The following is an 18,304-nucleotide window of genomic DNA, read 5'->3' on the forward strand; positions in this document are numbered from 1 at the left end:
TCTTTTTCTGGTCCGCGGCGATCAGGCGATCAGGCGTTCCAGCACGCCACGGTAAATGTTCTTGAGGGGTTCGATAAATCGCACTTCCACGTGCTCGTCGATCTTGTGGATGCTTGCATTGGGTGGCCCGAACTCGATCACCTGCGGGCAGATCTTGGCGATAAAGCGGCCATCCGAGGTGCCGCCGGTGGTGGACAGCTCGGTCTTGATGCCCGTTTCCGCCGCGATGGCGCCAGCCAGCGCTTCGGAGAGATCGCCGCGCGCGGTCAGGAAGGGCTCGCCGCCCAGGGTCCAGTCCAGGTCGTAGTCTAGCTGGTGGCGGTCCAGGATGGCATGCACGCGCGCCTTCAGGCCGTCGGGCGTGCTGGCGGTGGAGAAGCGGAAATTGAAATCGACGGTGACATGGCCGGGGATCACGTTGGTGGCGCCGGTGCCGCCGTGGATATTCGACATCTGCCAGCTGGTGGCGGGGAAGTACTCGTTGCCTTCGTCCCAGCGCTCGTTCACCAGGTCGGTCAATGCGGGCGCGGCCAGGTGGATCGGGTTCCTGGCCAGATGCGGGTAGGCGATATGGCCTTGCACGCCCTTGACGGTGAGCTTGCCCGAGAGCGAGCCGCGCCGGCCGTTCTTGACCATATCGCCGAGCGTGTCGACCGAGGTGGGCTCGCCGATCACGCAGTAATCGAGTCGCTCGCCGCGCGCCTTCAGCGCTTCAACCACCTTGACGGTGCCGTCGTGCGCGGGGCCTTCCTCGTCGCTGGTGATCAGGAAGGAGATGGAGCCGGCGTGGTCCGGGTGGGCCTGCACGAATTCTTCGACCGCTACCACGAAGCCAGCGATGGAGGTCTTCATGTCGGCGGCGCCACGGCCGTACAGCTTGCCGTCGCGGTGGCTGGGCAGGAAGGGGTCGGAGCCCCATTGCTCCAGCGGGCCGGTGGGCACCACGTCGGTGTGGCCGGCAAAGGCCAGCAGCTTGCCGTCCTGGCCGCGCGTGCCGCGCTTGACGGCCCACAGATTGGTCACGCGGAAGTCGTCCGGGCCGCTGACGATGGCTTCGCAGGCGAAGCCCAGCGCCTTCAGGCGGGTTTCCAGCACGGCCTGGCAGCCTTCATCGGCGGGCGTGACGGAGCGGCGGCGGATCAGGTCTTCGGTGAGGGCGAGGGTGGGGTTCATGGTGGCAGCGAGGAGGCACGTGGCGCCGGAGTCCGGCGGGGTGCATGGTTCGAGTCTTGCGTCCTGGCAGCGCGCATGTCCTGGCGCTGCCATCGGGCTTAAAAAAGGCTGGCGTAATTGTCCGGCGAAAACCCTACGCTGACGCTGCCCTTGTGGGCCAGCACCGGCCGCTTGATCAGCGACGGGCTTTGCTGCATCAGCGCAATCGCGCCGGCTTCCTGTTCTGCAAGCGCCTTGTCCGCGTCGGACAGCGCGCGCCAGGTTGTGCCTTTGCGGTTGAGCAGGGTGGCGAGCGGCACATGCGCGAGCCAGCCGCGCAGCATGGCTTCGTCCACGCCTTGCTTCTTGAAGTCGTGGAAGGTGTAATCCACACCGTTGGATTCCAGCCAGGTGCGGGCTTTCTTGACGGTATCGCAGTTGGGAATGCCGTAGAGCAGGACAGTCATGGCGATGAGCGGAGACGATGAGCGGAGAAACGCGGGGCCGGCCGGTCTGGCTAGCGCAGCAAAAGGTTGAGGGCGACCACCAGGCCGGCGAGCCCAAGCGCAAAGCCGGCCATGGCCACGCCGGTCATCAGGCGCAGGCGGCGATCCAGCCGTGCGGCTTCGCGGCGCAGGGCCTCGATGGTGATGGCGTGTTGCTCGGCCAGCAGCTTGACGGCCTCGGCCTGCTGCATGGCGGCGTTTTCCAGATCCGCAATGCGCGCGGCAGGGTCGCGCGTGTCCGGGCCAGGCGTGTCGGCGCTGCCATCGCGGCGCTTGCCCTTCTTGATCTTCTCGATGGTCTTGTTGGCCTGTTCGAGGATCGTGGGCAGCAGCGAGAGAACGGTGGTGACAGTGGTCGGGTCCAGGGCCATGAGTCGCTTGCGAAGGGCGGGCCAGCGGCGGCCGGCGGCGGTATCCATTGAGCGGGAACCGTTGGAGAGCGGGGAAAGGGGTGAGGGGAGCGTTAGCGTTCTGATCCGGCATTCCGGTTCAGGCCGGCCGTGCACGCGCACGGTTCCGGGCCAGGGGGCGCTCCCCTCGATGCAGCGGGCGAGATCAGTCGCCGCGCAGCAGGTCGTTCAGGCTGGTCTTGGCGCGGGTTTGCGCGTCCACCTTCTTGACGATCACGGCGCAATACAGGCTGTACTTGCCATCCTTGGAGGGCAGGTTGCCCGCCACCACCACCGAGCCAGCCGGCACGCGGCCGTAGTGGATCTCGCCGGTTTCGCGATCATAGATCTTGGTCGACTGGCCGAGGTACACGCCCATCGAGATCACCGAGTTTTCTTCCACGATCACGCCTTCGACCACTTCCGAGCGCGCGCCGATGAAGCAATTGTCTTCGATGATGACCGGGTTGGCCTGCAGCGGCTCGAGCACGCCRCCGATGCCGRCRCCRCCGGACAGGTGGMMGTKCTKGCCGATCTGSGCGCASGARCCGACGGTGGCCCAGGTGTCGACCATGGTGCCTTCATCGACGTAGGCGCCGATGTTGACGTACGAAGGCATCAGCACGGCGTTCTTGGCGATGAACGAGCCACGGCGGGCGACCGCCGGGGGCACCACGCGGAAGCCGCCCTTGGCGAAGTCGTCAGCGGTCCAGTTGGCGAACTTGGTCGGCACCTTGTCGTAGAACTGGGCGAAGCCGCCAGCGGACATCGGCGCGTTGTCTTCCAGGCGGAACGACAGCAGCACGGCCTTCTTGATCCACTGGTTGACAATCCATTCCTTGCCTTGCTTCTCGGCCACGCGCAGGGCGCCGGTGTCGAGCTGGCCGATCACATTGGCCACGGCTTCGCGGATGTCGTTGGGGGCGGACTTGGGCGAGAGGCTTGCGCGGTCTTCCCATGCCTGGTCGATCAGGGCTTGCAGTGCTTGCGTCATATGCGTGTTTTCAGTGGTTGATCGTTGTCTACAACAAAATACAGTGTGTGCAGTGCGGTGCGCTTTGTCCGCATCCGCTGGTTTCAGCCCAGCGACTTGCAGAAGGCGACGATGCGGCGCGCGCCTTCCAGGCATTCCTCGGGCGTGGCCACCAGCGCCATGCGCACGCGGTTGGCGCCCGGGTTGATGCCATCGGCCTCGCGCGCCAGGTAGCTGCCCGGCAGCACGGTGACGTTCTGCTCGGCCAGCAGCCGCGCGGCAAACTCGGTGTCGGACAGGCCGGTGCGCGAGACATCCGCCCACAGGTAGAAGCCGGCATCGGGCAAGGCCACGTCCAGCACCTCGGCCAGCATCGGCGTGACCTCGGCAAACTTGCGCACGTAGGCGGCGCGATTGTCGCGCACATGGGCCTCGTCGTTCCAGGCCGCCACGCTGGCGGTCTGCACCGCCGGGTTCATGGCGCCGCCGTGATAGGTACGGTATAGCAGGAATTTCTTCAGCAGGGCAGCATCGCCGGCCACGAAGCCCGAGCGCAGGCCCGGCACGTTGGAGCGCTTGGACAGGCTGGAGAACATCACCAGGCGCTCGAAGGGATGCGCGCCTTCGGCGCGGCCCAGCTTGTGCGCGGCTTCCAGTGCGCCCAGCGGCGGCTCGCCTTCCTTGAAATAGATCTCGGAGTAGCACTCGTCCGAGGCGATCACGAAACCATGGCGGTCGGACAGCGCGAACAGCTCGCGCCAGTCTTCCAGCGACAGCACGGCGCCGGTCGGGTTGCCCGGGGAGCACACAAAGACCAGTTGCACCTTGGCCCAGGTCTCGGCGCTAATGCGGTCGAAAGCGGGCGCGAAGTTGCGCGCCGGATCGCTGTTGGCGAACACCGGCGTGGCGCCGGCCAGCAGCGCCGCGCCTTCATAGATCTGATAGAACGGGTTGGGGCACAGCACCAGCGCGCCGGGCTGGCTGGCGTCGACCACGGTCTGGGCGAAGGCGAACAAGGCCTCGCGCGAGCCGGTGACCGGCAGCACCTGGGTGGAGGCATTGACCGCCGGCAGGTTGTAGCGGCGCTGGATCCACGCAGCCATGCACTGTCGTAGTGCATCCGATCCGGCCGTTGTGGGATAATTCGCCAGCCCTTGCAGCGCGTTCGACAGCGCTGTCTTGATGAACTCGGGCGTGGGGTGCTTGGGTTCGCCGATGCCGAAGCTGATCGCGGGCAGCGCGCCGTTTGGCTTGACGTCAGCCAGCAGCACGCGCAGTTTCTCGAACGGATAGGGCTGGAGCAGGTCGAGGCGGGGATTCACGATCAGGTTCAGGCCGGTAGGGCCAAGCTCAAAGCCGGTCATTATAAAGGATTGCCGGGCATTCCCGCGTGCCGGCAAGGCCCTGACGGCGCGGCATGGCGGCTGGTCCCCGGCCGTCCGCGACTAGCCTCGGCCGTCCCGCAGTGATTTTCCGATACCGAATACTGACTGGCTGCCCAAGTGGCAGCCTTAACCGTTTTCCCATGAGCAATCTGCCCGCAACTTCCACTGCTTCGGCCCCGGCCGACCCGCATGCCGTCAAATCCACCTTGTCCATTCTGCTGGGCGCCTCGGTCTGGGGCATCGCCTGGTTCCCCTACCGGGTGCTCGCTGGCTGGGGCCTGGGCGGCATGACGGCAGCCGCGCTGGTGAGCGCCGTGGCCGCGCTGATCGCCCTGGTGGCCTTCGCGCGCCACTTGGGCGGCCTGCGCTGGTCGTGGCTGTTCGTGGCGATCGGGCTGGCGGCGGGCGTGACCAACGCCGGCTTTGTATGGGGCAGCGTCAACGGCCATGTGATGCGGGTGTTGCTGCTGTTCTACCTGACGCCAGTATGGACGGCCTTGTTTGCCCGCGTCTTCCTGGGCGAGAAACTGTCAGCATCCGGCTTGCTGCTGGTGGTGCTGGCGCTGTTTGGCGCGGGGCTGATGCTGTGGACGCCGGAAGTGGGCCTGCCGCTGCCCACGCACGCGGCGGAATGGTCCGGCCTGATCGGCGGCATGGGGTTTGCCGTCAACAATGTGCTGTCGCGCCGGGCCGGGCAGCTTTACCCGGAGATGGATGCGCGTCTGCGCACCGTGATGGTCTACGTGGGCTGCACCGCGGTCGGCCTGCCGTGCGCGCTGTTGCTGGAGCCGGGCGGCGTGGCGCTGGCGCCGGTGATTGGCTGGGGCGGCGTGGCGCTGATGCTGGGTCTTGCTGCCACGCTGGTGCTGAGCAATTCGGTGGTCCAGTACGGGCTGCAGCGCCTGCCGGCCAACCGGGTATCGCTGCTGATGCTGTTCGAGATCGTGATCGCGGCGGTGTCGTCGTGGTGGCTGGCGACCGAGACGCTGAGCTGGAAGGAGGCCGCCGGCGGCCTGTGCATCGTCGCGGCTGGCGCCTTGTCGGGGCTGGTGCACCGCACCAAGGCGCGTCGCGCCGGCAATGCCGCCGGTGCGGCGGACCAGGCGCTGCAGCCGCAATAGCTGGCGCCGCGCCTCAACTCAATAGAGCATCGCCCGCGACACCACCGCCACCAGCGGCTTGCGGATGGCGCGCTCCACGCCGGCATGCAGGTGCAGCGGGCGGAGCAGCATCTTGACCGTCATCTCGATCGGCAGGTTGCGCCGGATCACGGCGCTCACCCGGGAGTTGAGCTTGCGCACGTCCCGTTGCGGGATATCCTCGGTGCCGCGCTCGATGCGTAGCACGTTGCGCAGCGCGATCTCCGCGTCTTCGTTCTTGATTTCCAGCAAGCGGCGCACCAAGGCGCCCAATACACGCAGGCGGCCGAGCCGTTCCACGCCATTGAAGGTGTTGAAGTAGCGGTAGAAGTGCTTGTAGTGGCGCACCTCGTCATCGGCGATGCGCCGCGTCAGGTTGCGCAGCACCGGCTCGTCGCTGGCTTGCTCCAGGGAGCGGTAAAGGGCAGCGGTGCCAGTCTCGACCACGCAGCGCGCGGCCATCTCAAGGGCTTTCGTGGGCTCGAATTTGTCGATCGAGCAGGTATGGCGGTATTCCTCGAAGAACCGCGCATAGCCGCGCTCCCAGTCGAATTCGGGCCAGACATGTTCCACATAGCGCCGCAGGGCCAGGCCGTGCTGCAGCTCCTCCGCCTCCCAGTGTTCGGACAGCCAGCCGGAAGCCTCGGGATTGGCGGCGTAGTAGTTGGCCAGGTTGCCAGCGTACGTGTCCGAGCCGCTTTCGACAAAGGAGGCCGACACCAGCAGGTAGAACAACTCCCGATCGGGCCGGACAAGGGCGGTGTCGATGGCCTGGAAATCGATGTCGCCCAAGGACCATGGTGGCGTTTTAGGCACATTCACGGCATCGTGGCCGGGCAAGCTGCTGTCTGATATCGCCGGTGAGAAGGCGGTCATGCTGGACACTCCCAGAAGGGTCGCGAAGCCGGGCTCCGCGTTGGCCGGTGGCAGCCATTGCGCCGGTGACGGGCGGCAGGGGCAATGGGCCTCAAGGATCACGCTGACAATAAGAGACTAGCACTAACCCTTGGAAGTTTCCCGCTGGTGCCAAGAAAGGCGAGGACGTCAAGCGCAGGGTGGTGGTCTTTCGCCGCATGGCAGCATCGCCGCAAGTGTGGGGCGTGAACCGCACGGGGTGTATCGGAAGCGGCGCAAACCCACAGGGGAAATGGCTCGCGCTTAGCCCGGAAAGCGCCCGGACGCCGAAGGTGCGATGGTATGATTAGCGCCATCTATCGGGCACAAGAGAGAAGGCATGGGGCGCAACCGGCACGCGTCGGCCCCGCTTCTCGTTGGGGCCCGGCTCTCCTGAACGTTGCATTACGCTAGATACCCCACGACCAACCGTGCGACTGTCCTCGATCAAGCTGGCGGGCTTCAAGTCCTTCGTCGATCCCACCAATTTTCAAGTGCCCGGCCAACTGGTCGGCATCGTCGGTCCCAACGGCTGCGGCAAATCGAACATCATCGATGCGGTGCGCTGGGTGCTGGGCGAGTCGCGCGCCTCCGAGCTGCGCGGCGAGTCCATGCAGGACGTGATCTTCAATGGCTCCACCGCGCGCAAACAGGCTGGCCGCGCCAGCGTCGAACTGGTGTTCGACAACCCTGAGGGGCGCGCCGGCGGGCAATGGAGCCAATACGCCGAGATCGCCGTCAAGCGGGTGCTGACCCGCGACGGCACGTCCTCCTACTACATCAACAACCAGGCCGTGCGCCGCCGCGATATCCAGGACATCTTCCTGGGCACCGGCCTGGGGCCGCGCGCCTACGCCATCATCGGGCAGGGCATGATCTCGCGCATCATCGAGGCCAAGCCCGATGACATGCGGATTTTCCTGGAAGAAGCCGCAGGGGTGTCCAAATACAAGGAACGCCGCCGCGAAACCGAGAACCGCCTGTCCGACACGCGCGAGAACCTGACCCGCGTGGAAGACATCCTGCGCGAGCTCGGTACCAACCTGGACAAGCTCGAAGGGCAGGCCGAAGTGGCCCAGCGCTTCAAGACCTTGCAGTCCGATGGCGAGGAAAAGCAGCACCTGCTGTGGCTGCTGCGCAAGCGCGAGGCCCAGGCCGAGCAGGAGCGGCACACGCGTGCCATCGAGCAGGCGCAGATCGACCTGGAAGCGCAAACCGCGCAACTGCGCCACGTCGAGGCCGAGCTCGAGACCATGCGCGCCGCGCATTACGCTGCCTCGGACAATATGCACACCGCGCAGGGCGGCTTGTACGAGGCCAATGCCGAAGTCAGCAAGCTCGAGGCTGAGATCCGCTATGTGGTGGAGTCGCGCAACCGGGTGCAGGCACAGATCGCCGCACTGACGGCGCAGCGCGAGCAGTGGCAGGGCAAGGCCGAGCAGGCTACCGATGGCCTGGCGCAGGCTGAGGAAGAGCTGGCGGTGGCCGAAGGCCGCACCATCGAAGCCCAGGAGGCCGTCGCGCACAAGACCGATGAGCTGCCCACGCTGGAAGCCCAGTGGCGCGATGCCCAGGTGCTCTCCAACGAGCAGCGCGCCAGCATCATGCAGGCTGAGCAGGCGCTCAAGCTGGAGGCCGCGCAGCAGCGCAGCGCCGACCAGATGCTGCAGCAGCTGGAGCAACGCCGCGAGCGCTTGTCCGGAGAAGAAAAGGGGCTGGACCGCCCCGATGAAACCCGCCTGGAAGAGCAACGCGCCGAACTGGCCGAGCAGGAAGCCGTGCTGGAAGAGGCGCAGGCCATCCTGGCTGACTCCGCCGACAGCGTGCCGCGCCTGGATGGCGAGCGCCGCAGCGCACAGGAACGCGTGCAGCGCGAGGCCGCCGCGATCGGGGCGCTGGAAGCGCGCCTGGCCGCGCTAAAGCAGTTGCAGGAAAACGTGCAGACCGAAGGCAAGGTGCAGCCCTGGCTGGCCAAGCACGGCCTGGCCGAGTTGCCGCGCCTGTGGAAGAAGCTCCATATCGAGCCGGGCTGGGAAAGCGCGCTGGAATCCGTGCTGCGCGAAAAGCTCGGCGCGCTCGAAGTCTCCAACCTGGACTGGATCAAGTCCTTCCTGTCCGACGCGCCGCCCGCCAAGCTGGCCTTCTACTCGCCGCCGCCGGCCGCGCGCCCGCAGGAAACCCCCGCCGGCATGCGTCCGCTGATGGCGCTGGTGCAGATCACCGAGCCCGGCATCCGGGCCGTGATGCAGGACTGGCTGGCCGATATCTACACCGCAACCGACATGGCGTCGGCGCTGGGCCAGCGCGCCACGCTGCCGGAAGGCGCGTCGTTCGTCGTGGCCGAGGGCCACCTGGTGGGCCGTAGCTCGGTCCACCTCTATGCGGCCGATTCCGAGCAGGCCGGCATGCTGGCCCGCGAGCAGGAAATCGAAAACCTGCAGAAGCAGGCGCGCGCCCAGCTGCTGCTGTCCGACGAAGCCAAGAGCCAGGCGGTCCGCGCCGAAGCTGCCTACACCCAGGCCAGCGCCGCGCTCACCGAGGCCCGCGGGCGCAGCGAGCAGGCCACACGCCGCGTGCACGCGCTGCAGATGGATGTGCTCAAGCTGTCGCAGGCCATGGAGCGCTACGCCGCGCGCAGTGGCCAGATCCGTGAGGAACTGGCCGAAATCGCCGCGCAGATCGAAGAGCAGCGCGCTATCCGCGCCGAGTCCGAAGCCAGCTTCGAGCAGCACGACGCCGCGCTGGCGGAGATGCAGTCCACGCACGAAGACCACCAGATGGCCTTCGAGGCGCTGGACAGCAAGCTGTCATCGGCGCGGCACCAGCTGCGAGATTTCGAGCGCGCGGCGCAGGAAGCGCTGTTCGCCGAGCGCAACCTGGCTAACCGCATCGACGAGCTGCGCCGCAATATCCAGACCGCGGGCGACCAGTCCGAGCGTCTTGCCCAGTCGCTGGAAGATGCCCGCGTCGAGCTGGAAACCATCAATGAGCAGACCGCTCACACCGGCCTGCAGGATGCGTTGGAGCGCCGTGCCGAGAAGGAAGAAAAACTCCAGCTCGCCCGCACCGAGCTGGACGCGCTGTCGGCGCAGTTGCGCCAGTACGACGACCAGCGCCTGGCCGCCGAGCGCAGCCTGCAGCCGCTGCGCGACCGCATCACCGAGTACCAGTTGAAGGAACAGGCCGCGCGCCTGAACCAGGAGCAGTTCAGCGAGCAACTGACGACCGCCGAGGTGGACGAGGCCACGCTGGCCGAGAAGCTCACGCCCGATCTCAAGCCCTCCTACCTGCAGGGCGAGGTCACCCGCCTGAACAACGCCATCAACGCGCTCGGGCCGGTGAACATGGCCGCGCTGGATGAACTGGCGGCGGCGCGCGAGCGCAAGACCTTCCTCGATGCGCAGTCGGCTGACCTGATCGACGCCATCACCACACTGGAAGACGCGATCCACAAGATCGACCAGGAAACCCGCGCGATGCTGCAAGGGACCTTCGACCAGGTCAACCATCACTTCGGCGAGCTGTTCCCGTCACTGTTCGGTGGCGGGCAAGCCAAGCTGATCATGACCGGCGACGAAATCCTCGACGCCGGCGTGCAGGTGATGGCGCAGCCGCCGGGCAAGAAGAACTCCACGATCCACCTGCTGTCGGGCGGTGAGAAGGCCCTGACGGCCATCGCGTTGGTGTTCGCCATGTTCCAGCTCAACCCGGCGCCGTTCTGCTTGCTCGACGAGGTGGACGCGCCGCTGGACGATGCCAATACGGAGCGCTACGCCAATATGGTGGCGCGCATGTCGGACAAGACCCAGTTCGTCTTCATTTCCCACAATAAAATCGCAATGGAAATGGCACACCAGTTGATTGGCGTGACGATGCAAGAGCAAGGTGTATCGCGTATCGTCGCCGTGGATATGGACGCAGCGCTCTCGATGGCGGAGGCAGCATGACGCTCCAGACCGCCCTGATCGTTGCAGGCATTGTCCTGCTGCTGCTGGTAGTCGCCTACAACCAGTGGCAGATCCGCAAGGCGCGCCGCCCGCGCGCGCTACAGCCCGAAGATGACCTGCCGCCGATGCGCGAGCCGGTGGTAAGCCCGGTGGTCAAGCCGGAAGTCAGCGCCAAGCTGCACGAGCCATTGCCCGAGCATCAGGTCGAGCGGCGCGAGCCCACGTTGTCGGCTTCGCCGCTGGACGCCGCCGCCGTGGCGGCTGGCATGGCCGCGAGCTCGGCGGATGCCGACGAAGCCCTGGCGGATGAAGTTGCCATCGCCGCGGCGCCGTCCTCGGCCCATGCGGCTGCCGGCAAGCCCGTGCATGCCGAGGAGGCCGGGTCTGCCGGGCTCGCCGAATCGAATGACGCTGCGGACCATGAAGAAGATGCAGAACACGCAGAACACGCGGAACGCGCCGAACCGATAAAAGCCAGGCAAGAGGCCGCGCCTGCCCAAGCAGCGCAGCCAGAGCCCGTCGCGCTCGATGGCCAGCCCACGCCGGCCGTCATCGATCCGCTGATCGACTGCATCGTGCCGCTGCACCTGGAGCGCAAAAGCTCGGGCGATCGCATCCTGCCGCTCACCGGCCGCCTGCGCCGTGCGGGAACCAAGCAGGTGCACATCGAAGGCCTGCGCAGCGAAGCCAATGCGTGGGAGCCGGTCACCGCCGGCCATCAGTACGAAGACCTGCAGGTAGCGGTGCAGCTTGCCAACCGCGGCGGGGCGCTCAATGCGCTCGAGTTTTCGGAGTTCATCAATGCGGTGGAAGCGTTGGCCGAAGCGCTCGACGCCTCGGCCGAACTTCCCGACATGGCCGAGACGGTCGCCAACGGCCGCGAGCTGGATGCGTTTGCCGCCAGTTGCGATGTGCAGCTTGGCGTCAACGTGATTTCCGACGGCGCGCCGTGGTCGGCCGCCTATGTGCAGACGGTGGCGACCCAGGACGGGCTGGTCCTGTCGCGCGACGGCACTCGCTTCACGCGCTATCAGGCCAACGCCGAGGGCGTGCAGCGGGCGCTGTTCACGCTGCAGTTCGGTGATACCAACTTCCTGCGCGATGACCTCACGGCCAAGGCCGGCCGCCAGATCACGCTGCTGCTCGATGTGCCGTCCGCGGCGCAGGCGACCAAGCCGTTCAAGACCGTGTGCGAGTATGGCTACAGCCTGGCGCAGCGCATGGGCGCGCAACTGGTCGACGACAATATGCGGCCGTTGAGCGAATCGTCCTTCGTCGCCATCTTCGGCCAGCTTCAAACACTCTACGACAAGCTGGAAGCCCGCGGCATGCCCGCGGGCTCGCCGGTGACGCTACGTTTGTTCAGTCTCTGATACGCCAGTTCGGCATCGACGATAACGACGACAACGGATTCAGTCCTTCAGCATGAGCACCAAACCAGAAGGTGCGGCGGCGCAAGCCCCCGCGCCTGTCAGCGATTCTCCCGCCGCGCGTGCCGACTGGCTGCGCGCCGAGCTGGAGCGCCACAATTACCAGTACTACGTCCTCGATGCGCCGTCGGTGCCCGATGCCGAGTACGACGCGCTGTTCCGCGAATTGCAGGACATCGAGGCCAGGCATCCCGAATTGCAGACACCTGAGTCGCCCACGCAGCGCGTGGGCGGCCAGCCGCTGTCGGCCTTCGATACGGTACGCCACGCCATCCCGATGCTGTCGCTCAATAACGGCTTCGAGGATGAGGATGTGCTGGCCTTCGACCGTCGTTGCGCGCAGGGGCTGGGGCGTGCCGCCCCCGCCGAGGGCACGGCCGACCTGTTTAGCGCCGCCGAGGCGGTGGAGTATGCCTGCGAGCTGAAGTTCGATGGCCTGGCCATGTCCTTGCGCTACGAGGCCGGCCGGCTGGTCCAGGCCGCCACCCGCGGCGACGGCGAGACCGGCGAGGACGTGACCGTCAACGTGCGCACCATCAAGGCGATTCCGCTGCGCTTGCGCGGCGCGGCGGAGGCCTTGCCGGCGGTGCTGGAAGTGCGCGGGGAAGTCTTCATGTATCGCCGTGAATTCGACAAGCTCAATGTGCGGCAGGCCGAGGCCGGGGAAAAGACCTTCGTCAATCCGCGCAATGCCGCCGCCGGCAGCCTGCGCCAGCTGGATCCGCGCATCACCGCCAAGCGTCCGTTGTCGTTCTTCGCCTACGGGCTGGGCGAGCTGCAAGGCGCGCCGCGTCCCGAGACGCACAGCGCCATGCTCGACTGGTTCGCCGGGCTTGGCATGCCGGTCTGCACGGAGCGCGAAGTCGTGCGGGGTGCGGACGGCTTGCTGAGCTTCTATCGCGGAGTGGGCGAGCGGCGCGCGGCGTTGCCCTACGACATCGACGGCGTGGTGTACAAGGTCAACGCGCTGGCCGAGCAGGAGCGCCTTGGCTTCGTGTCGCGGGCRCCGCGCTTCGCGCTGGCGCACAAGTTCCCGGCCCAGGAAATGACCACGGTGGTCGAGGACATCGAAGTGCAGGTCGGCCGCACCGGCGCCATCACGCCGGTTGCGCGGCTGGCGCCGGTGTTCGTGGGCGGCGTGACGGTGACCAATGCCACGCTGCACAACGAGGACGAAATCCGCCGCAAGGACGTGCATATCGGCGATACCGTGATCGTGCGGCGCGCGGGCGACGTGATTCCCGAAGTGGTGGCGGTGGTGCCGGAGCGCCGGCCCGCCGACGCACGTGCCTTCGTCATGCCCACCGCATGCCCGGTGTGCGGATCGCACATCGAGAAGCTGGAAGGCGAGGTGATCGCGCGCTGCACTGGCGGGCTGATCTGCGCGGCTCAGCGCAAGCAGGCGCTGCTGCATTTCGCGCAGCGCCGCGCCATGGATATCGAAGGCCTGGGCGACAAGGTGGTCGAGCAACTGGTCGACATGGCGATCGTGCACACGCCGGCCGATCTCTACAAGCTCGGCGTCGCCAAGCTGGCCGCGCTGGACCGGATGGCCGACAAGTCGGCCACCAACCTGGTGGCAGCCATCGAGGCGTCGCGCGAGACCACGCTCAACCGCTTTATCTTCTCGCTAGGCATCCGCCATGTGGGCGAAGCAACGGCCAAGGACCTGGCCAAGCATTTCGGCAAGCTCGATGGGCTGCTGGCCGCCGACGAGGCCGCCCTGCTCGAGGTCAACGACGTGGGGCCGGTGGTGGCGCAATCCATCGCCAACTTCCTGGCCGAGCCGCACAATGTGGAAGTCATCGAGCAACTGCGTGCCGCTGGCGTGCACTGGCCGGAAAGCGAGCCGGCGGAGCGCGCCGCGCCCGCGCCGCTGGCCGGCAAGACGTTCGTGCTGACTGGCACGCTGCCCACGCTGTCGCGCGAAGACGCCAAGGAAAAGCTGGAAGCGGCCGGCGCCAAGGTGGCCGGCTCGGTGTCGAAGAAGACCGACTATGTGGTGGCTGGCGCGGAAGCCGGCAGCAAACTGGAAAAGGCCGAGGCGCTCGGCGTGCCCGTGCTGGACGAGGCCGCCTTGCTGGCCTTGCTGGCCGAGCTTAATACCGGAGATCAAGCATGATCCGTGACATTCTCAAGATGGGCGACCCGCGCCTGCTGCAGGTAGCGCGCCCTGTCACGCGCTTCAACACGCCCGAATTGCGCATCCTGATCGACGATATGTTCGACACCATGGATCACGCCAACGGTGCTGGCCTGGCCGCGCCGCAGATCGGCGTGGACCTGCAGGTGGTGATCTTCGGCTTCGACCGCAATCCGCGCTATCCCGACGCCCCCACCGTGCCCAAGACCGTACTGATCAATCCTGAGCTGACGCCGCTTGGCGAGGAGCAGGATGAAGCCTGGGAAGGCTGCCTGTCGGTGCCTGGGCTGCGCGGGGTGGTGCCGCGTTTCACGCGCCTGAAGTACACCGGCTTTGACGTGATGGGCGGGCGCATCGAGCGCGTTGCCGAGGATTTCCACGCGCGCGTGGTGCAGCATGAATGCGACCACCTGCAGGGCATCCTCTATCCCATGCGGGTGAGGGACTTCACGCGCTTCGGCTTTACCGATGTGCTGTTCCCCGAGCTGCCTCCCAATAGCGACGACTGACTGGCGACGACTGGCTGGCAACGACTGATCAGCGATTGCCCTGGCGGCGATGGCGTGCCGCGATGCGGTGGGTCAGGGCGACCAGTGCCGCGCAGGCAGGATTGTCGTCTCGCTCCCGGTAAGCCAGTGTCAACGGCGCGCGCAACTGGTCGGCTTCCTCCATGCGGCGGTAAGCCACGCCGTGCGGGTTGAGCCCGGCCATCGAGGCCGGTACCACGGTCACGCCGGCGCCGGCGGCTACCAGGTTAAGGTTGCTCAGCATGCGCTCGACTTCCGCGCCCACACGCGGTGTGAAGCCCAGCCGCTCGCACACCTTCAGCAGATCGCCATACATGCCCGGCGCGCCCGGGCGCCGCACCAGGATGAACGCATCGTCTGCCAGCGCGCGCAGCGAGATGGCTTCCTGGGCTGCCGCGTGGGCCGGCGCGCCGCGCTTGCGCAGCAGCGGATGGTCCAGTGGCAGCGCAATCACCATTTCCTCTTCCAGCAGCAACTCGAAACGCAGGCCTTCGGGGCGTCCCACCGGCGCACGCAGCAGTGCGACATCGAGCGTGCCCGCAGTGAGTTGCTCGATGACCTCGGCGGCGTTGTTCTCGCTGAGCTTGAGCGCGATGCCGGGAAAGCGGCGGCGGCAGGCGCGCAGGACCTCGGGCGTCAGCTTATGCGCGGCTGCCGAGCTGGTGAATCCCACCGATAGCATGCCTTCCTCGCCGCGCGCCATGCGCTGCATGCGCTGGCGCGTCTGGTCCAGGCGCGCGAAGATGTCTAGCGCGTCGGTACGCAGCGCGTGCCCGGCGGCGGTGAGCGCCACACCGCGCGGCTGGCGCTCGAACAGGATCACGCCCAGCTCCGTCTCGAGCGCCTTCAACTGTTGCGATAGCGGAGGTTGCTGGATGCCGAGCTGCTCGGCGGCGCGCGTGATGTGGCCGGTTTCGGCTACCGCGAGAAAGTAGCGAAGGTGTCTCAGTTCCATGGTGTCCTTGCGGGCCGGGCGCCGTAGAAAGCATATCTTTTAGATATGCATTTCCACTGTGGCATATATTTTACATCCAGGTCGCGGCGGCCTAGGATGATACGGCTTTACGAACGAAAACACGGGCGCGCGCGCCAGGCGGCACGCCGCATCGAGCACCGGGAGACAGGATATGAAGACATTTCGCCTTGCGCGTTTCGCATCGATCGCACTGATTGCGCTAGCCGCGGCGGCCCAGTTTGGCTGCGCCGCCCCAGGCGCGGACAGTGCCGCGAGCGCGAAGCAGGCCGCGCCGGCGCCCGGCACGGCGCCGCAAGCTGCTGCGCCCCAATGGCAGCGGGTCAGGCTCGGCATGGGCGCTGGCGCCTACGATTTCCCGGTCTACGCCAACCATCCGCTGGACGCGGACCTGCGCGGCATCCGCGAGGTGATCTTCGTCCAGCACGGGCTGCAGCGTAACGGCGACGACTACTTCGCGGCCGGCGCGGCGCTGCTCAAGCAGACCGGGCGCAATCCCGACGAGGTGCTGCTCATCGCACCGAACTTCCCCGGCACGCCGGATGCGGCCAAGGGCAAGCATTTCGACGGCATGCCGATATGGAGCGTGCAGGGCTGGATGAGCGGGGAGGGTGCGGTCAACCCGCCGTTCTCGGTCAGCTCGCTGCAGGTGCTGGACGACCTCGTCGGCATGGTGACCAACAAGGCCCGTTTTCCCGCGGTGACCCGCGTGACGGTGGCCGGCCACTCGGGTGGCGCGCAACTGGTGCATCGCTATGCGGTGCTGAACAATGTCGACGAACGTATCCGCGCGGGCGGCATCGATCTGCGCTACGTAGTGGCGAATCCCTCGTCGTATCTGTATTTCACGCCGGAGCGCCCACGCGGCAAGGGCTTTGCGCCCTATGACACGGCTATTTGCGCGGACTACGACAAATACCGCTACGGCATGCGCGACATGGTGCCCTATGCGCGCGGCGCGACCGGCGATGCGCTGTTCCGCCGCTATCTTCAGCGCCAGGTGACCTACCTCGTGGGCTCGGAAGATAACGACCCCAACCACCGCGTGCTCGACAAGGCCTGCGGCGCCGAGGCTGAAGGGCCGACCCGGCTGGAGCGCGCGCGCGGCTACCTGCGCTACGCGCAGTACCTTGCCGCGCCGATGGGCAGCCAGCGCCCGCCGGTGCGTCATCAGGCGTTCGAGGTGGTTGGCGTCGGGCACAACCAGCACCGGATGCTTGGCTCGCAATGCGGCGCCAAGGCAGTGTTCGGGCTGGCGGAGACGGCCAATGCGGAAGGCGCGGCTTGCCGTGCGCCGCAGCTGTGAAGCGATTGGCGCAGGGCAGGGCGCCCGCCTGAGGCATGGCTTGAGGCATTGGCTATGCGAGGCCGCCGGGTTTGTCCTGGCGGCCAGACCGGGCAAGCGGTGCTAGGGTGTCGAGTGCCACGTGCCTGGCCATGGCGCGGCGCGTGGCATCACGCGATCGAGCCGGTGGGTATGCGGCTCGGCAGATGCGCGCTGGTGGCCATGGCGGCCGCCAGCTTGCTTTTTCGCCTGGCGCTCAGAACTTCTCGAAGGCGCCGAGGAAGCGCCACTGGCCCACCGGCAGGTCGCCCAGCACGATGCGGCCCATGCGCACGCGCTTCAGGCCCACGACCCGCAGGCCAACCTGTTCGCACATGCGGCGGATCTGGCGTTTCTTGCCTTCGCGCAGGACGAAGCGCAATTGCTCCTCGTTCTGCCAGCTCACCTTGGCCGGCTTGAGCGCTTCGCCATCCAGCGACAGGCCGTGGCGCAGCTTCTCGATCAGTTCCACCGGGAACACGTGCGAGATGTCGCGCTCGACCAGGCCTTCCGGCGAATCCCAGCTCACCCGCACCAGGTATTCCTTCTCGACGGTCGAATCCTCGCCGATCAGGTGGCGCGCCACGCGGCCGTCCTGGGTCAGCACCAGCAGGCCGGTGGAGTCGATGTCGAGCCGGCCGGCAGGTGCCAGGCTCTTGCGCTGCCACGGGGCAAAGCGCTTGCGGGTGGGGTCCAGCTCCCACTGGTTTTCCGGCGCGAACAGCACGGCGGCGGGCTCGTAGCCATCTTCGGCCTGGCCCGACACGTAACCGACCGGCTTGTGCAGCAGCACGGTCACGCGTTCGCCTTGCTCGGAGCGTGCAGCCTGGTGGATCTCGATATTGGCGTCCGGGCTGATGCGCGAGCCCAGTTCGGTGACGGGCTGGCCGTCGACCAGTACCCAGCCGCGCGGAATCCATTCATCGGCTTCGCGGCGCGAGCACAGGCCGAGTTCCGACATCCGCTTGGACAAGCGCACCAGGCCATCCGAGCTGGGCTGGGGCGCGTTCTGTATGGGTGCAGCACGTTCCGTACGTTCCGCACGGGCGCCCTGGTAGTCACGCTGGCCGGCATCGCCGGCGCGGCGCGGACGGTCATTGTCGCCACCGTGAGCGGGACGGCGAGGGCGGTCGTCGCCCTGGCCTGCAAAGCGGCGCGGACGGTCCTGGCCTTCGCCGGGGCTGAAGCGGCGCGGACGATCGTTGCCTTCGCCTGGGGCGAAATTGCGTGGACGATCATTGCCTTCACCGGCAAAGCGGCGGGGACGGTCCTGGCCCTCGGCTGGGGTGAAACGGCGCGGACGGTCCTGGCCTTCGCCGGAGCCGAAATTGCGCGGGCGGTCGTTGCCTTCACCGCCAAAGCGGCGGGGCCGATCCTGGCCTTCACCCGGGGTGAAACGGCGCGGACGGTCCTGGCCTTCGCCGGAGCCGAAATTGCGCGGGCGGTCGTTGCCTTCACCGCCAAAGCGGCGGGGCCGATCCTGGCCTTCACCCGGGGTGAAACGACGCGGACGGTCCTGGCC

General features: G+C 67.0%; 14 protein-coding genes. 6 read left to right on the plus strand and 8 right to left on the minus strand.

Annotated elements, in window-relative coordinates; genetic code table 11:
- Nucleotides 1-21: 21 nt before the first annotated feature.
- The 5 genes from dapE to dapC form a co-directional block, all read right to left on the minus strand.
- Nucleotides 22-1,173 carry a succinyl-diaminopimelate desuccinylase gene (gene dapE, locus AC1DQR_RS09610; RefSeq protein WP_477132924.1) on the minus strand — a complete coding sequence of 384 codons (1,152 nt, stop codon included), beginning with the start codon at nt 1,171-1,173 and terminating at the stop codon, nt 22-24.
- Between the two features lie 98 nt (nt 1,174-1,271).
- Nucleotides 1,272-1,619 (minus strand): ArsC family reductase, encoded by a 348-nt coding sequence (locus AC1DQR_RS09615; RefSeq protein WP_150983508.1) that lies wholly within the window; start codon nt 1,617-1,619, stop codon nt 1,272-1,274.
- A 50-nt stretch (nt 1,620-1,669) separates the two neighbouring features.
- On the minus strand, nt 1,670-2,029 hold the full coding sequence (locus AC1DQR_RS09620; protein WP_416048792.1) for a hypothetical protein: 360 nt from the start codon (nt 2,027-2,029) through the stop codon (nt 1,670-1,672).
- A 184-nt stretch (nt 2,030-2,213) separates the two neighbouring features.
- Nucleotides 2,214-3,041: a 2,3,4,5-tetrahydropyridine-2,6-dicarboxylate N-succinyltransferase gene (dapD, locus tag AC1DQR_RS09625; protein WP_477132925.1), complete on the minus strand. Its 828-nt coding sequence runs from the start codon at nt 3,039-3,041 to the stop codon at nt 2,214-2,216.
- A gap of 83 nt (nt 3,042-3,124) precedes the next feature.
- Nucleotides 3,125-4,342, minus strand: coding sequence for a succinyldiaminopimelate transaminase (dapC, locus tag AC1DQR_RS09630; RefSeq protein WP_416050500.1), 1,218 nt, complete (start codon nt 4,340-4,342; stop codon nt 3,125-3,127).
- A gap of 203 nt (nt 4,343-4,545) precedes the next feature.
- Here dapC and AC1DQR_RS09635 point away from each other — a divergent pair, with 203 nt between their 5' ends.
- On the plus strand, nt 4,546-5,526 hold the full coding sequence (locus AC1DQR_RS09635; protein WP_416048791.1) for a DMT family transporter: 981 nt from the start codon (nt 4,546-4,548) through the stop codon (nt 5,524-5,526).
- Nucleotides 5,527-5,544: 18 nt separating this feature from the next.
- On the opposite strand, the gene AC1DQR_RS09640 is transcribed toward AC1DQR_RS09635, so the two are convergent.
- Nucleotides 5,545-6,420 carry a ferritin-like domain-containing protein gene (locus AC1DQR_RS09640; protein ID WP_416048790.1) on the minus strand — a complete coding sequence of 292 codons (876 nt, stop codon included), beginning with the start codon at nt 6,418-6,420 and terminating at the stop codon, nt 5,545-5,547.
- A gap of 449 nt (nt 6,421-6,869) precedes the next feature.
- Here AC1DQR_RS09640 and smc point away from each other — a divergent pair, with 449 nt between their 5' ends.
- Genes smc through def form a run of 4 tightly spaced genes read left to right on the plus strand, consistent with a single transcriptional unit; the run spans nt 6,870 to nt 14,467 of the window.
- Complete coding sequence (smc, locus tag AC1DQR_RS09645) at nt 6,870-10,385, plus strand: chromosome segregation protein SMC (protein ID WP_416048789.1); 3,516 nt, start codon at nt 6,870-6,872, stop codon at nt 10,383-10,385.
- The gene (locus AC1DQR_RS09650; RefSeq protein WP_416048788.1) at nt 10,382-11,758 is read left to right on the plus strand and encodes a cell division protein ZipA C-terminal FtsZ-binding domain-containing protein; all 1,377 of its coding nucleotides are present in this window, start codon (nt 10,382-10,384) and stop codon (nt 11,756-11,758) included. The genes smc and AC1DQR_RS09650 overlap by 4 nt, the downstream gene beginning before the upstream one ends.
- A gap of 52 nt (nt 11,759-11,810) precedes the next feature.
- Nucleotides 11,811-13,937 carry an NAD-dependent DNA ligase LigA gene (ligA, locus tag AC1DQR_RS09655; protein ID WP_416048787.1) on the plus strand — a complete coding sequence of 709 codons (2,127 nt, stop codon included), beginning with the start codon at nt 11,811-11,813 and terminating at the stop codon, nt 13,935-13,937.
- A complete protein-coding gene (gene def, locus AC1DQR_RS09660) occupies nt 13,934-14,467 on the plus strand; it encodes a peptide deformylase (protein ID WP_416048786.1) in 534 nt (177 codons plus the stop codon). The genes ligA and def overlap by 4 nt, the downstream gene beginning before the upstream one ends.
- Before the next feature lie 28 nt (nt 14,468-14,495).
- Here the strand turns inward: def and AC1DQR_RS09665 are convergent, their stop codons facing one another.
- The gene (locus AC1DQR_RS09665; RefSeq protein WP_174425193.1) at nt 14,496-15,440 is read right to left on the minus strand and encodes a LysR family transcriptional regulator; all 945 of its coding nucleotides are present in this window, start codon (nt 15,438-15,440) and stop codon (nt 14,496-14,498) included.
- Between the two features lie 172 nt (nt 15,441-15,612).
- Between AC1DQR_RS09665 and AC1DQR_RS09670 the strand changes: the two genes are divergently transcribed.
- Complete coding sequence (locus AC1DQR_RS09670) at nt 15,613-16,764, plus strand: hypothetical protein (RefSeq protein WP_477132926.1); 1,152 nt, start codon at nt 15,613-15,615, stop codon at nt 16,762-16,764.
- Between the two features lie 235 nt (nt 16,765-16,999).
- Here AC1DQR_RS09670 and AC1DQR_RS09675 read toward each other — a convergent pair.
- Nucleotides 17,000-18,304: pseudouridine synthase (locus tag AC1DQR_RS09675; protein ID WP_477132927.1), on the minus strand; the 1,305-nt coding region annotated here is incomplete at its 5' end.

It is taken from the genome of Cupriavidus sp. 05L411, assembly GCF_056398045.1.